Below are 15,087 nucleotides of genomic sequence, written 5' to 3'. Positions count from 1 at the left end.
ATCGGGCCACACAAGCAGAGCACGTCGACTCTGGCACGCTTTCTGCCTTTATCAAATGTACATTCTCCGAATATGTACATTAAAGGGTAGATGAAATGTCCGACGCTCGCTTCCCGGATCCGACACTCGCCGATGCGCTGGCAATGGCCGAAGCGTTCGCCAACGGAACGAACGACCCGGTGCAGGCCCTGGACGCAGCGCTGGCGAAGGCCGCCGCCGTCGATGACGTGTTCATCTCTTTCTCCACTGCCCGGGCACGCCGCGAAGCAGCAGCCTCGGCGGCACGCTGGAAGGCCGGACAACCGGCAAGCGCGCTGGACGGCGTGCCCATCGCCTGGAAAGACCTGTTTGACGTAGCCGGCAGCCCGACCACCGCCGGCGCGGCGTTGCGCCGTGAATACGCGCCGGCGCTGCTGGATGCGCAGAGCGTCGGCCTGCTGTCACGGGCCGGGATGGTCAGTGTCGGCAAAACCAACCTCAGTGAATTCGCCTACTCGGGTCTGGGCCTGAACCCGCATTTCGGCACGCCCCATAATCCCCTCGGGCATGACCAGCCGCGCATTCCGGGTGGCTCTTCGTCCGGCTCGGCGGTCGCGGTGGCAGCAGGGATCGTCCCTGTCGCCATGGGCACCGACACCGCAGGCTCGATCCGCATCCCGGCCGCCTTCAATGGCTTGGTCGGCTTTCGCAGCAGTTGCCGCCGCTACAGCCGCGACGGGGTCTTCCCTCTCGCGCATACCCTCGACAGCCTCGGCCCTCTGACACGCAGCGTGCGCGATGCCGTGGCCATTGACGACATTCTCCGCGGCCGCACAAAGCCGACCTCTTTGCTGCCGCGCCCGTTGGCCGGTCAGCGGTTCCGGGTCGATCAGGCTGTTCTTGAGGACGCCCGCGTCGAGCCCGCCGTACGCGACAACCTGCTGCGCTGTATGAGCGCGATTGAGGCCCAGGGTGCGCTGATCGAGGTGCGTCCTTCGCCTGCCTTTCAGGCCACGCTTGATCTCATCCAGCAGCAAGGCTGGCTCGGCGCGGCGGAAGCGTTTGCCCTCCATCAGCCCTTGCTCGACAGCGACGCCGCTGCACAACTCGACCCTCGCGTACGCCGCCGTCTTGAAGCGGCGCGGGCGTTCCCGGCCAGCCAGTTGATCAACCTCTACAGCGCCCGCGAGCGTCTTCAGCAACAGATCAGCGACGAACTCGATGGCGCGTTTCTGCTCACCCCGAGCGTGGCCCATGTGGCGCCGCCGCTCACGCCGTTGTTCAGCGACGATGAGCTGTTCATCCGCACCAACCTGGCCACGTTGCGCCTGACCATGCCGGGCAGTTTGCTGGACATGCCGGGCGTGTCGCTGCCCAGCGGCTGCGACGGCCTTGGCCTGCCCACCGGCCTGCTGATCAGCGCGCCGAGTGGCGAAGACTCACGTTTATTGCGCGCTGCGCTGGCCGTTGAAGCCGCGTTGCGCACGTCCCGAAACGAATGATCCGATAACTCCGCTGGAGAACGATGATGGCTAAAGAAATCTTGTGCGCGTTCGGCGTCGACGTAGACGCCGTGGCAGGCTGGTTGGGTTCGTACGGTGGCGAGGACTCGCCGGATGACATTTCCCGTGGCCTGTTCGCGGGTGAAATCGGTGCGCCGCGCCTGCTCAAGCTGTTCGAGCGCTACGGTCTGCGCACCACCTGGTTCGTGCCCGGTCACTCGATGGAGACCTTTCCCGAGCAGATGAAGGCCGTGTTCGACGCCGGTCACGAAATCGGGGTGCACGGCTACAGCCACGAAAACCCGATCGCCATGACGCCCGAGCAGGAAGAAATCGTCCTCGACAAGTCCATCGAGCTGATCACCCAGATGACCGGCAAACGGCCGACCGGCTACGTCGCGCCGTGGTGGGAGTTCAGCAAGGTCACCAACGAGTTGCTGCTCAAGAAGGGCATCAAGTACGACCACAGCCTGATGCACAACGACTTCCATCCCTACTACGTGCGCGTGGGCGACAGCTGGACCAAGATCGATTACACCCAGCACCCCGACACCTGGATGAAACCGCTGGTGCGCGGGGAGGAAACCGATCTGGTGGAGATTCCGGCCAACTGGTACCTCGATGACCTGCCGCCGATGATGTTCATCAAAAAGGCGCCCAACAGCCACGGCTTCGTCAATCCGCGCCATCTGGAAGAGATGTGGCGCGATCAGTTCGACTGGGTCTACCGCGAGCATGAGCACGCCGTGTTCACCATGACCATCCACCCGGACGTCTCCGGGCGCCCGCAAGTGCTGCTGATGCTGGAGCGTCTGATCGAGCACATCCAGAGCCACGCCGGGGTCAAGTTCGTCACCTTCGACGAAATCGCCGACGACTTCGTCCGCCGTCATCCGCGCCACAGCTGATAGCCCCTTCATTCCGAGGCGTGACCCATGTCCATCTACAACAAACTTGATCTGACCGGCTGGAAACCCCGGCAACTGACTTCCGAAGAAGTGCGCTACGCCACCTGGATCGCCTTCTTCGCGTGGGTCTTTGCGGTGTACGACTTCATCCTGTTCGGCACCTTGCTGCCGGAAATCGGTCGGCACTTTCAATGGGGCGAAGCGGAACAGGCGGAAATCGCCACCTGGGCTGCTGTGGGCACTGCGGTCATCGCGCTGGCCATCGGTCCGTTGGTGGATCGCCTCGGCCGACGCATGGGCATCATCTTCACGGTGACCGGTTCCGCGATCTGCTCGGCGCTGACGGCGCTGGGCGGGTCATGGGGCAAGTCGCCGCTGATCCTGATTCGCTCCCTGAGCGGGCTGGGTTACGCCGAAGAAACCGTTAACGCCACGTACCTCAGCGAAATCTATGCGGCGTCGGAAGACCCGAGACTGGCCAAACGCCGCGGCTTCATCTACAGCCTGGTGCAGGGCGGCTGGCCGGTCGGTGCGCTGATCGCCGCCGGTTTGACCGCTGTACTGCTGCCGGTCATCGGCTGGCAGGGCTGCTTCGTCTTCGCCGCCATACCGGCGCTGGTGATTGCGTTCATGGCGCGCAAGCTCAAGGAAAGCCCGCAGTTCCAGATTCACCAGCGCATCACTCAGTTGCGCAAGGCCGGCGACGCCGAGCAGGCCAAACAAGTGGCGATGACCTACGGCGTGGATTACGAGGAACATCGTACCGCTGGCATCGGCGCCGCGTTCCGTGGCACCTCGCGCCGGGCGACGCTGGTGATCGGCGCGGCGATCCTGCTCAATTGGGCGGCGATTCAGGTGTTCAGCGTGCTGGGCACCTCGGTCATCGTCAGCGTTCACCACATCTCCTTCGAGAACTCGCTGATCATCCTGGTGCTGTCGAACCTGGTGGGCTACTGCGGCTACCTGAGCCACGGCTGGATGGGCGACAAGATCGGCCGACGCAACGTCATCGGCCTGGGCTGGATGCTCGGCGGTCTGTCGTTCACCGGCATGCTCTTCGGCCCCAGCAACATGCCCACGGTGGTCGGTCTGTACAGCCTCGGGCTGTTCTTCCTGATCGGTCCGTATTCCGCCGCCCTGTTTTTCATCAGCGAAAGCTTCCCGACCAGCATCCGCGCCACCGGCGGCGCGATCATCCACGCCATGGGCCCGATTGGCGCCGTGGTCGCTGGTTTTGGCGCGACCTCGGTCCTGAGCGCCGGCGGCGACTGGCAGACGTCGGCGCTGTATTTCGGTGCCGTGCCGTGCTTCTTGTCCGGTGTACTGATGTTCGCCGCCCGCCACGTGCGCCCCGAAACCGTCCAATAGCAACAGTCCACTAGCAACCGTCCAATAAGGAACTGAACATGACTCGCAGAGTAGCGTTGATTACCGGGGCCGCCAGCGGGATCGGCCAAGCCCTGGCGGTGGCCTTCGCGCACAAGGGCGTCGCGGTGGTGGGCGGCTATTACCCGGCCGACCCCCATGACCCTGAGATCACTGCGCGGATGGTCGCCGACGCCGGTGGCGAATGCGTGATGGCTGAGCTGGACGTCACTCAAACGGCCTCGGTGGACGCCCTGGCCGAGCAGGCGATCAGCCGCTTCGGTCGCATCGATTACGCCGTCGCCAATGCCGGACTGCTGCGCCGCGCGCCGTTGCTGGAGATGACCGATGAGCACTGGAACGAGATGCTCGATGTCGATCTCACCGGCGTGATGCGCACCTTCCGCGCGGCGGCCCGGCACATGGGCGAGGGCGGTTCGATGGTGGCCATTTCGTCGATTGCCGGGGGCGTCTATGGCTGGCAGGACCACTCGCATTACGCCGCGGCGAAAGCCGGTGTGCCGGGGCTGTGCCGCTCGTTGGCGGTTGAACTGGCACCCCGGGGGATTCGCTGCAACGCCGTGATTCCGGGTTTGATCGAGACACCGCAATCGCTGGACAGCAAAAACTCACTCGGGCCGGAGGGCCTTGCCAAAGCGGCCCGGGCCATCCCGCTGGGCCGTGTCGGCCGGGCCGATGAAGTCGCCTCGCTGGTGCGTTTTCTGTGCAGCGAGGAGTCCAGTTATCTCACCGGCCAAAGCATTGTCATCGATGGCGGCCTGACCGTGCGTTGGCCGGAGTAGGGCGCAGCGCTGATCCGCTGTTGATCGCGCTACAGGCGCTGGACTGAAAGAGGAAACACCATGCAACTGGTTAATAAACGCGCTGTGATCACCGGCGCAGGCAGCGGGATCGGTGCTGCGATTGCGCGGGCCTATGCCGAGCAGGGCGCGCGGCTGGTCCTGGCCGATCGCGACGCCGTTACCCTGGCGACCACCGCTCAGGCCTGTCGCTCATTAGGTGCCCAAGTGGTCGAAAGCGTGGCCGATGTCGGTACCGTCGAGGGCGCCCAGGCCGGTGTCGATGCCTGCGTCGAGCACTTTGGCGGCATCGATATTCTGGTCAATAACGCCGGGATGCTGACCCAGGCGCGCTGTGTCGACCTGACCCTGGACATGTGGAACGACATGCTGCGCGTGGACCTGACCAGCGTGTTCATCGCCAGTCAGCGCGCCTTGCCGCACATGCTGGCGCAGCGCTGGGGACGCATCATCAACGTCGCGTCACAGTTGGGCATCAAGGGCGGCGCCGAGCTGACCCATTACGCGGCGGCCAAGGCCGGGGTGATCGGCTTCAGCAAGTCCCTTGCCCTGGAAGTGGCCAAGGACAACGTGCTGGTCAACGCCATTGCGCCGGGACCGATCGAGACGCCGCTGGTGGCAGGCATCAGCAGCGCCTGGAAAACCGCCAAGGCGGCAGAGCTGCCTCTGGGGCGTTTTGGCCTGGCGGAAGAAGTGGCGCCCGTCGCGGTGCTGCTGGCCAGCGAGCCCGGCGGCAATCTGTTCGTCGGCCAGACCCTGGGGCCGAATTCCGGCGATGTGATGCCCTGATGCATCAGATCGAATAAAACAGGAGCAAATAACCATGTGTGGACTCTGCGGCCTGTTGGGTGAAGACGTGCACTGGAGCGACCCGCTGGGCGACGAACTGCCCCGTCGCCGCGAACGCCTGCGCCGGATTGCCGCGATCAACAAGGTGGTGGCGCCATTCCGCCTGAAGGTCGAGGACTTTCAGGGCGTCTCCTACCTGCTGCTCGGCGCCACCGGCAAACAGGAACTGGCCAGCGGCCTCGACCAGTTGTGGCAACGGGCCGAGCAATTGATCGGGCGCCCGTTGGACCCCCTCGATGAACGACTGCTGGACCATCTGGAGCAGCACCCATGAGCATCGCGCTGAACGTCATCACCGGTTTTCTCGGCAGCGGCAAAACCACCTTGCTCAAGCGCCTGCTGCAGGGCGAAACCCTCGGGGACACGGCGCTGCTGATCAACGAGTTCGGCGACGTCGGCATCGATCACCTGCTGGTGGAAGAGGTGGCGCCGGACACCGTCCTGCTGCCCAGCGGCTGCGTCTGTTGCTCGATTCGCGGCGAATTGCGCGACGCGTTGACCGATTTGCTCCAGCGCCGCGCACGAGGCGAAGTGCCGGCCTTTCGGCGTATCCTCCTGGAAACCACGGGCCTGGCCGATCCGGCGCCCATTCTGGCGACCATCAACAATGACCCGCACCTTCGCGGGCGGGTGCATATCGGGTTGGTGGTGACCGTGGTCGACGCCAGCCACGCTGCGCTGCAGGAACGCCTGCACCCGGAGTGGATGGCCCAGGTCGCCGCTGCCGACCGGCTGCTGATCAGCAAGACCGACGTCGCCGACGAAGACGCGCTGCGAACGCTGCAGCAGCGTTTGCGTGCCATCAATCCCGCGCCGGTGCTGACCACGGATGCCATTCAGAGCGGCGATCAACTGCTGCTCGGTGACGGGCTGCACAGCAGTGATCCCGCCCAGGAGGTCGCGCGCTGGCAATTGATGGGCGTGCGCTCGACGGCCGCCCGCCACGGCGAGGCGCAGGTCTGCTGCCTGACCCTTGAACGCCCGCTGGACTGGGTCGCTTTCGGGGTCTGGCTGTCCATGCTGCTAAGATGCCACGGCGAACGAATCCTGCGCGTCAAAGGACTGCTTAACGTGAACAACAGCCACGCCCCCGTCGTCATTCATGGCGTGCAGCATTGCCTGCACGCGCCGGTGCACCTGCCTTCGTGGCCGGGCGGCGATCATCGATCGCGGCTGGTGTTTATCGTCCGCGGACTCGACACCGCGCTGCTGCGCCGCTCGTTCGAGGTGTTCAGCGAACGCCTGGCGCCGGCGCCCCGGGAAGCGCTGGCATGACCGTGACGCTGCGGGTACTGGGCACTTCGGTGACGCTGCTTGAATCCCTGCGGGTTCGCGCCGAAGAAGACCTCGGCATCAAGCTGGTCTATCAGGTGCATGACGTGCAGACCGCCCAGCGCATCGCGGTCATGCAGCCCGACAGTTACGACCTCTATGACCAGTGGTTCCATAACGTGGATTTCGTCTGGCCCGCCCGCGCCATCCAGCCCATCGACACGCGCCGTGTTGCCCTGTGGCATGAAATCAACGACCTGCCCAAACGCGGCAGGCTGTCGGCCAGTGATCGCCTCGGCAGCGGCAGCGTGCCCAGCGAGCGCCTGTTCGTGCAGCACGACGGCAGCCTCGGCAGCGCGGTGAGCGAACGGATCAGCATGTTGCCGCTGACCCACAATGCCGACAGTTTCGCCTACCGTCCCGAACGCCTTCCCGCCGGCTTCAGCTCGGCGGACGAAAGCTGGGGCTGGCTGGTCGATCCGGCCTGGTGCGGGCGGGTGGCGCTGCAAAGTGACGCGGCCATTGGCGCGCTGGACGCGGCGCTCGCCTTGCAAGGCGCAGGGTTGGCGCAGTTCCGCGACATCGGCAACCTGAGCATCGAAGAGATCGACGTGCTGGCCGACACCCTCGTGCGCAAGCAGGGGCAGGGCATGTTCGGCGCGTTCTGGTCTGACGATGAAGAAGCGGCGGAGCTGATGTTGCATCCGACGATCGACATCCAGAGCTTGTGGTCGCCGACCCTGGTGCGCTTGCATCGGGCCGGCGTGAAATACCGCGTCGCCGTCCCGCGCGAGGGCTATCGCGGCTGGTTCGGCGGGTTGTCCCTGTCGCGCCATGCCAGGGGCGCGGTGCTCGATGCGGCCTACGCCTACCTCAACTGGTGGCTGTCCGGCTGGCCCGGTGCGGTCATGGCCCGCCAGGGTTATTACATCGGCAATCCGGCCCGCAGCCGCGAACACTTGAGCGCGGCCGAGTGGGATTACTGGTACGCCGGACTGCCCGCGCGGGAACAACTGATGGGCAGTGACGGCCTGCCGCTGATCGACGTCGGCGAAGTGCGCGATGGCGGCTCCTACGAGCAGCGCATGGGCCACATCGCGGTATGGAATGCGGTCATGGATGAACACAACTACCTGGTGCGCCGCTGGGGGGACATCTCCCGGGCCGGCAGCAAAGGCTCACGCAGGCAGTGAAGCCCTCGCGCGGGCCGCAAGCCGGGGCGTTGCCGACCGCTGCGCCGGCGTCCCTGCAAAATGCCCGGCGGGCTGATTGACCGATAAACACATTCACAAGTATCGATTACTCATGGACTATAGGCGCCATTTGGCGCGCCCCTAATGGGGCCAGCGCTCGTAGCTTCAGGATCCTGTGAATGAACATCAAGATTGACGCGCTGATCGCCCGCAAGATCGGCTTCGCCTCCCACCAGAATGCCGTTCCCCTCGTGCGTGAATTGAGCCTCTGGAACCAGGAAGAAACCACCCTCGAAAATCTGGTGCTGACCTTAAGCACCGACCCGGACTTCGTTGAAAGCCGAAGCTGGAATATTGACCGCATCCACCCCGGTGATCGCCTCGGCATCCCTGATCGCGACATCAAGCTGAACGCCGGTTACCTGTCCGGCCTGACGGAAAGCCTGAACGCCGACGTGGTGATGCGCGTGTCCCGGGGCGAAACGGTGCTCGTCGAACAGCGCTTCCCCACCGAGCTGCTGGCCCGCACTGAATGGGGCGGGTTGAGCGCCATGCCGGAACTGCTCGCCGCGTTCTGCATGCCCAATGACCCCGCAGTGGACCGGGTGCTCAAAGCCGCCTCGCAAGTCCTGCGCCGTGCCGGCAAGAAAGACGGCATCGACGGCTACGAAAGCAAATCCCGCACGCGCACCTGGGAACTGGCTTCCGCCATCTGGTCGGGGGTGTGCAGCTTTCAACTGAGCTACGCGCTGCCACCTGCCAGTTTCGAGCAGCAGGGCCAGAAGATCCGGCCCCCGAGTGTGGTGCTGGAAAACGGCGTCGCGACCTGCCTCGACACCGCGCTGCTGTTTGCTGCCGCGCTGGAGCAGGCCGGGTTGAATGCTCTGCTGGTCATGACCAAGGGCCACGCGTTCGCCGGGGTCTGGCTGCAGCCGCAGGAATTTTCCCAGTTGCTGACCGATGAAGCCTCGGCCGTGCGCAAGCGTCTCGACCTGAAAGAAATGCTGGTGTTCGAAACGACCCTCGCGACCCAGGCGCCTGCGCCGAGTTTTTCCCGGGCCGTGGCCGCCGCCGAACGGGAGCTCAACGACGAGCAGTTCATCATGGCCATTGATGTGCATCGCGCCCGAATGCAGAAGATTCGCCCGATGGCGCTGGTGTCAGCGGTCGCTCCTGTCGATGGCGCCGAGGAAGCACCGCCCGTGATTGAAGGGCTGGAGGAAGCACCGTCGCTGCCGGGGTTCGATGTCGAGATCAATGAAGACGCCTCGGGCCCGGCGGGAAAACTCACCCTGTGGCAACGCAAACTGCTTGATCTGACCACGCGCAATCGTCTGCTGCATCTGCCGGACAGCGCCAAAGGTGTGCGGCTGCTGTGCCCCGATCCGGCGGCCCTTGAGGATCTGCTCTCCAGCGGTCAGCGCATTCGCGTGGTGGCTGTTCCCGACCTGAAAAGCAGCGGCCGCGATGAGGCCTTGTATGAACAGCAGAACAACGAAAGCCTGGTCGACGAAGTGGCCCGTCAGGCACTCGCGCGTGGCGAAGTCCTGGCCAGTCTGGAGAAGGTCAAGCTGGAAGCCACGCTGATCGACCTGTTCCGCAAGGCCCGCAGCGATCTGGAGGAAGGCGGGGCCAACACGCTGTTCCTGGCCATCGGCTTCCTCAAGTGGAAGAAAAGCGCCGACGACCCGAAAACCTATTCCGCGCCGCTGATTCTGTTGCCGGTGAAACTCGATCGCAAAAGCGCTTTGTCCGGGGTCACCCTGAGCCTGCTAGACGAGGAACCGCGCTTCAACCTGACCTTGCTCGAGCTGCTGCGCCACGACTTCGAGTTGCTGATTCCCGGGCTGGACGGTGAGCTGCCCAGCGATGGCAGCGGCATTGATGTCGCCGGCATCTGGAACAGCGTGCGACGGGCCGTGCGCGATGTACCCGGCTTCGAGGTCAGCACCGAGCTGGTGCTGGGCACCTTCTCGTTTGCCAAATACCTGATGTGGAAAGACCTGAACGCCAACGCGGCGCAACTGCTGCAAAGTCCTCTGGTCAAGCATCTGCTGGATCCCGACGCAGCGGGTGAAGGCTTTTCCGGTTCGGCCGAATTCCCCCGCCCCGAGCGTCTGGATGCGACCGTCACGCCGGCGCAGCTGTTCGCCCCCTTGCCGGCCGACTCTTCGCAAGTGGCCGCGGTGGTGGCATCGGCCAACACCCACAGCTTCGTCATGGACGGGCCACCCGGCACCGGCAAATCCCAGACCATCGCCAACATGATCGCCCACAACCTGGCCCTCGGCCGCCGTGTGCTGTTCGTGGCCGAGAAACGCGCAGCCCTTGACGTGGTGTTTCGTCGTCTGGCCGAGAAGGGCCTTGGCGAATTCTGTCTGGAGCTGCATTCGAGCAAAGCGTCCAAGGTTGAAGTGCTCAAGCAGCTGGACCGCGCCTGGGACGTGAGTGAGGCCCTGAGCGCCGAGGAATGGGAGCGGGAAGCCGCCCGGTTGCAGACCCTGCGCTCACGGCTCAACCAGTTGGTCGATGTGCTGCACCGACGCTGGGATAACGGCCTGACCTTGCATCAGTCCATCGGTCGGGTGGTTCGCGACCATAGCCCTCAGACCCCAAGGCTGGCCTGGGAAACAGGCACGGAACACGATGGAACCGAGTACGCCCAGCTACTGGATCTCGCCCGTCGCCTGGGACTCAATGGCAGCGCTGCCCGCGACCTGTCAGGCAAATTCGGCGCCCTGGCGCAGACGCAATGGTCGAATGCCTGGCAGGCACAGATCGCCAGCGTGGCCCGCGAGATTCCCCAAGCCCTTGATCAGTTGAACGCCGCCAGCGAGCGGCTGCTGGCACTGACCCACTGGCCGTTGGCTGTCGCTGAAGTGGCTCAGGTCCAGCAGTTGACGGACCTGGCCGCCCTGATCCTTGAATCCCATGGCCTGAACCTGTCATTTGCCTTTGCACCCGACGCTGCCGCGCGCATCGAAGCGGCCCGGCGCAGTTGCCAATTGATCGAGAGCTATCGGGAGCTTGAAGAAACCCTGTCCCTGGACTACGCCGATGAAGCGTGCCGTCGTGTGCCGGTGGCGCAAATGCGCACCGAGTGGCACGAAGCCGAGGGCAAGTTCTGGTTCCTGGCGACGCTCGCCAAGAAAAAAGTGGCGAAGAAACTTGCCGCCCTGGGTGGCGCGGCGGGGCTGCCGGACACCCTGGGCGACCTCGCCATTTTTGAACGCCTGCAGGCCCAGCTACTGGAGCTGGACGCGTTGGCCAGCGACATGCAGTCGCTTCCTGGTTGGAAAGGCATGACCAGTGATTCGGTGCGAACGCTGCAGGCGGTGGCTCTGGCCGAGCGTCTGCGCGGCATGCTGATCGGGCTGGCCGAATCACCCGAGCACCTGATTGTCTTGCGCGGCGCCGTGGCGCGTCTGGTGATTGATGCGAACGACATGTTGGCGCCCAGCGGCCCAATCGCTTCCGCCGTATCGACCTTGCAACAGGCGTTGTCCCGCGTTGAGGCGGCCACGCGGTTGTTCGCTGGGTTGGCGTGCACGAGCACTGAAATGTCCCTGAGCGTGGCGACGCTTCGGGCGACGTCACTCGCCATCCAGCAGCAGGAAGAGCAGCTCAAGGCGTGGTGCGACTGGTGCCGCGTGAGGGAACAGGCGGCGCAAGCAGGCTTGGCCACTCTGGCTCAGGCACTGGAAGCCGGCAGCCTGTTGCCGTCCGCCACCGAGGAGACCTTCATCACGGCCTATGCCCACTGGTTCGCGACCCAGGGCATCGACGGCGAACCCTTGCTGCGCAATTTCGTGGCGGCCGAACACATGAGCGACATCGGCGCATTCGTGCGTCTGGACGACGAGCTGGCGAAACTCACGGTGCGCTATATCCGCGCCAAGCTCTGCGGTCTGATTCCGTCCAAAAACGACATCCCGAAAAGCAGCGGCTTTGCCATTCTCAAGCACGAGTTGCAGAAGTCGCGCCGGCACAAACCGGTCCGACAGCTGGCGATCGAAATGGGCGATGCGCTGAATCGCCTGGCCCCTTGCATGCTCATGAGCCCGCTGTCGATTGCGCAGTTCCTGCCCGCCGACCAGCCGCCGTTCGATCTGGTGATCTTCGACGAGGCGTCGCAAATCGCGCCGTGGGACGCCATCGGTTCGATTGCCCGGGGCAAGCAGGTGATCATCGCCGGCGACCCTCGGCAGATGCCGCCGACCAACTTCTTCAACCGGGGGCCGAATGCCGGCGACGACGACACGGCCGAAGACATGGAAAGCATCCTCGACGAATGCCTGGGGGCAGGGGTGCCGAGCCACAGTCTGAGCTGGCACTACCGCAGTCGCCATGAAAGCCTGATTGCCTTCTCCAATCACCGTTACTACGACAGCAACCTGATCACTTTCCCGGCAGCGGAAACCCGCGCCAGCGCCGTCGAATGGCGCAAGGTCGAGGGCGTGTACGCCAAGGGCAAGGGGCGTTACAACCAGGCCGAAGCCCAAGCCATCGTCGATGAAACCGTCAAGCGCCTCACCGACCCTGCGTTCGTGGCGGCGGGGTATTCCATCGGCATCATCACCCTCAACGCCGACCAGCAGAAACTGATCAACGACCTGCTGGACGCGGCCCGCAAGCAATACCCGCAGATCGAGCCGTTCTTCCAGGACACCCAGACCGAGCCGGTGGTGGTCAAGAACCTGGAAACGGTCCAGGGCGACGAGCGTGACCTGATCATGCTCGGCATTGGTTATGGCCCCACCGAACCCGGTGCGCCGGTGATGTCGATGAACTTCGGGCCGCTCAACAAGGACGGTGGATGGCGCCGGCTCAATGTCGCCATCACCCGGTCGCGGCGAGAAATGCTGGTGTTCACCTCGTTCGATCCGTCGATGATCGACCTCAACCGCACCAATGCGCGGGCCGTGCGCGATCTGAAGCACTTCATCGAGTTCGCCCAGAGCGGCCCGAAAGCGCTGGCCGAGGCGGTTCAAGGCTCGGTGGGCGGTTACGACTCGCCGTTCGAAGAAGCCGTGGCCCAAGGGCTGAGGCGTCTGGGCTGGCAGGTCCTTCCGCAGATAGGGGTGTCACGTTTCCGCATCGATCTGGGCATCGTTCACCCGGATCGCCCGGGCGATTACCTGGCGGGGGTTGAGTGCGACGGCGCCACGTACCACAGCGCTGCCACTGCCCGGGACCGGGACAAAGTGCGCGGCGCGATTCTCACCGGTCTGGGCTGGAACCTGCTGTGGCTGTGGTCCACCGACTGGTGGGTGGGTAAGGAAGGGGCGTTGCAAAAGCTGCACGCCGCGCTGAACGATCTGCTGGCTCAATCTCGATTGGACGTCGTTGCCGAACGGGCCGATGAAACAGTCGCCGCGCCGGCCCTGGTCGACTTCGCCGCGGTGCCAGGACCTGAGGCCACAACTGAAGCTGACGCGGGTGCCCGCTTGGGCGAATGACGCGCGCTCCACACGGGCTGCGCCTGGCAATGTGCATAGGTTGAGGCCTTGACTCAACCATCGGGGTAGAAACCACCTATCGAGGTTTCCGGAATGAGGTGATCACTGCGGATGCCCACACCCGACGTCCGAGTGCGTATTGCTTTTGATCTCAGTGGGACCGGCTTCAGCCGGGAAGAGGCCAGTGCAAACGCCATCACTTTTGCGGTCTGGCGCCTGACGCCTTCCCGGCTAAAGCCGGTCCCACATGGTTGCCTCAACCCCGGGTTATGCCGGGGGCCTGGCTTCGTCCGACAGGTTAAAGGTCGGTGATCTCTTTGTGGCGCGGTACCAACGTCTTCATCACACTCCACGCCACCAGGTAGGCGAGGGCGCAGATCGCGAACATGATCATGTAGCCGGTGTGAATGTCGTTGATCGACTTGTAGTAGTCGAACACCCAGCCGCCGATCTTGGTCATGACCACGCCGCCCAGGCCGCCCGCCATGCCACCGATGCCGACCACAGACGCCACGGTCTTCTGCGGAAACATGTCGGAGACGGTGGTGAAGATGTTGCAGGACCACGCCTGGTGCGCGGACGCGCCGACGCCGATCAACAGCACGGGCACCCAGAAGCTGATATAGCCGAACGGTTGCGCAAGCAGCACCACGAGCGGGAACAGCGCGATCACCAGCATGGCTTTCATCCGGCCGTCATAAGGCTTGTCGCCGCGCGCCATGAAGTAGCTCGGGAACCAGCCCCCGCCAATGCTGCCGACCATGGTCATGCTGTACAGCACGAACAGCGGCAGGACGATGGCCTGGCCTTTCATCCCGTACTGCGCTGACAGGTAGGTCGGCAGCCAGAACAGGAAAAACCACCACACGCCGTCAGTCATGAACTTGCCGAAGGCAAACGCCCATGTCTGGCGATAGGTGAGCAGTTTGAACCAGGAGACTTTGCTGGCAGGTGCGCCCGGCAGCGGGGCCGTCTTGACTGGCTCGATTTCATCGCTGCGGATGTAAGCCAGCTCCTCGGCCGTCAGGCGCTTTTGCTGACCCGGCTTTTCATACAGCGAAATCCACACGCCCAGCCAGACGAAACCCAGCAGACCGACCACGATGAACGCTGATTCCCAGCCCCAGAATGCCGCGATAAGTGGCACGCAAATGGGCGCCGTGATTGCGCCAACGTTGGCGCCGGAATTGAAGATGCCGGTGGCGAACGAGCGTTCTTTTTTCGGAAAATATTCGGCGACCGCTTTGATTGCAATCGGAAAGTTACCGGCCTCGCCAACCGCCAGCACGGCCCGCGCTAACATGAAGCCTGCAATTGACACCGGAAGGGCGGCGAACCCAAGGGCGGTGGTGATCGCGCCAATGCCTTGTCCCAGTGGCACCGCAAACGCGTGCAACACCGCGCCGGTGGACCAGACACTGATGGCCACCACGAAAGCGGTTTTGGTGCCAATCCTGTCGACCAGCCGCCCGGCGAAAATCATCGAGATCGCATAGACGAACTGGAATACCGAGGCGATGTTGGCATAGTCGGTGTTACTCCAGCCAAACGTCGTGGACAGCTCCGGTGCCAGCAGGCTGAGCACCTGACGGTCCAGGTAATTGACCGTGGTTGCGAAAAACAGCAACGCGCAGATCGTCCAGCGGTATTTGCCGACGGACCGGGTGGCCGCCCGGGTAATGCTTTGCGTGTGGGTAGACTCGTTCGGGATCATGGCATCACTTTTTTATTATTGGGGT

At 64.0% G+C, this 15,087-nt stretch carries 10 protein-coding genes; 9 read left to right on the top strand and 1 reads right to left on the bottom strand.

All coding sequences use genetic code 11. The annotated features are described in order from the left end of the window. Positions 1-95: 95 nt before the first annotated feature. The 9 genes from QWI20_RS02530 to QWI20_RS02490 all read left to right on the top strand — a co-directional run bounded on the left by QWI20_RS02530 (position 96) and on the right by QWI20_RS02490 (position 13,348). Positions 96-1,481: an amidase gene (locus QWI20_RS02530; RefSeq protein WP_369304032.1), complete on the top strand. Its 1,386-nt coding sequence runs from the start codon at positions 96-98 to the stop codon at positions 1,479-1,481. A gap of 26 nt (positions 1,482-1,507) precedes the next feature. Beyond that, entirely contained in the window at positions 1,508-2,389 is an 882-nt protein-coding gene (locus QWI20_RS02525; RefSeq protein WP_369304031.1) for a polysaccharide deacetylase, read from the top strand. Positions 2,390-2,416: 27 nt separating this feature from the next. Then, positions 2,417-3,757, top strand: coding sequence for an MFS transporter (locus QWI20_RS02520; RefSeq protein ID WP_192172525.1), 1,341 nt, complete (start codon positions 2,417-2,419; stop codon positions 3,755-3,757). A gap of 38 nt (positions 3,758-3,795) precedes the next feature. Further along, positions 3,796-4,557: an SDR family NAD(P)-dependent oxidoreductase gene (locus QWI20_RS02515; protein ID WP_369304030.1), complete on the top strand. Its 762-nt coding sequence runs from the start codon at positions 3,796-3,798 to the stop codon at positions 4,555-4,557. 60 nt (positions 4,558-4,617) lie between these two features. Next, on the top strand, positions 4,618-5,364 hold the full coding sequence (locus QWI20_RS02510; RefSeq protein WP_369304029.1) for an SDR family NAD(P)-dependent oxidoreductase: 747 nt from the start codon (positions 4,618-4,620) through the stop codon (positions 5,362-5,364). A 34-nt stretch (positions 5,365-5,398) separates the two neighbouring features. After that, positions 5,399-5,698 carry a hypothetical protein gene (locus tag QWI20_RS02505; protein WP_065989066.1) on the top strand — a complete coding sequence of 100 codons (300 nt, stop codon included), beginning with the start codon at positions 5,399-5,401 and terminating at the stop codon, positions 5,696-5,698. After that, the gene (locus QWI20_RS02500; protein ID WP_369304027.1) at positions 5,695-6,699 is read left to right on the top strand and encodes a GTP-binding protein; all 1,005 of its coding nucleotides are present in this window, start codon (positions 5,695-5,697) and stop codon (positions 6,697-6,699) included. The genes QWI20_RS02505 and QWI20_RS02500 overlap by 4 nt, the downstream gene beginning before the upstream one ends. Then, positions 6,696-7,889, top strand: coding sequence for a PotD/PotF family extracellular solute-binding protein (locus QWI20_RS02495; RefSeq protein WP_369304026.1), 1,194 nt, complete (start codon positions 6,696-6,698; stop codon positions 7,887-7,889). The genes QWI20_RS02500 and QWI20_RS02495 overlap by 4 nt, the downstream gene beginning before the upstream one ends. 179 nt (positions 7,890-8,068) lie before the next feature. Then, on the top strand, positions 8,069-13,348 hold the full coding sequence (locus QWI20_RS02490) for a DUF4011 domain-containing protein (protein ID WP_369304025.1): 5,280 nt from the start codon (positions 8,069-8,071) through the stop codon (positions 13,346-13,348). A 298-nt stretch (positions 13,349-13,646) separates the two neighbouring features. On the opposite strand, the gene QWI20_RS02485 is transcribed toward QWI20_RS02490, so the two are convergent. Beyond that, complete coding sequence (locus tag QWI20_RS02485; RefSeq protein ID WP_369304023.1) at positions 13,647-15,062, bottom strand: MFS transporter; 1,416 nt, start codon at positions 15,060-15,062, stop codon at positions 13,647-13,649. Positions 15,063-15,087 lie beyond the last annotated feature (25 nt).

It is taken from the genome of Pseudomonas sp. W2-17, assembly GCF_041060445.1.
GTDB lineage: Bacteria > Pseudomonadota > Gammaproteobacteria > Pseudomonadales > Pseudomonadaceae > Aquipseudomonas.
This window is presented reverse-complemented; position numbering and strand designations above follow the sequence as displayed.

Coding starts and splice junctions, on each gene's coding strand:
- QWI20_RS02530 (WP_369304032.1), top strand. CDS start 96: ATGTCCGACGCTCGCTTCCCGGATCCGACACTCGCCGATGCGCTGGCA.
- QWI20_RS02510 (WP_369304029.1), top strand. CDS start 4,618: ATGCAACTGGTTAATAAACGCGCTGTGATCACCGGCGCAGGCAGCGGG.
- QWI20_RS02495 (WP_369304026.1), top strand. CDS start 6,696: ATGACCGTGACGCTGCGGGTACTGGGCACTTCGGTGACGCTGCTTGAA.
- QWI20_RS02515 (WP_369304030.1), top strand. CDS start 3,796: ATGACTCGCAGAGTAGCGTTGATTACCGGGGCCGCCAGCGGGATCGGC.
- QWI20_RS02485 (WP_369304023.1), bottom strand. CDS start 15,062: ATGATCCCGAACGAGTCTACCCACACGCAAAGCATTACCCGGGCGGCC.
- QWI20_RS02520 (WP_192172525.1), top strand. CDS start 2,417: ATGTCCATCTACAACAAACTTGATCTGACCGGCTGGAAACCCCGGCAA.
- QWI20_RS02490 (WP_369304025.1), top strand. CDS start 8,069: ATGAACATCAAGATTGACGCGCTGATCGCCCGCAAGATCGGCTTCGCC.
- QWI20_RS02505 (WP_065989066.1), top strand. CDS start 5,399: ATGTGTGGACTCTGCGGCCTGTTGGGTGAAGACGTGCACTGGAGCGAC.
- QWI20_RS02500 (WP_369304027.1), top strand. CDS start 5,695: ATGAGCATCGCGCTGAACGTCATCACCGGTTTTCTCGGCAGCGGCAAA.
- QWI20_RS02525 (WP_369304031.1), top strand. CDS start 1,508: ATGGCTAAAGAAATCTTGTGCGCGTTCGGCGTCGACGTAGACGCCGTG.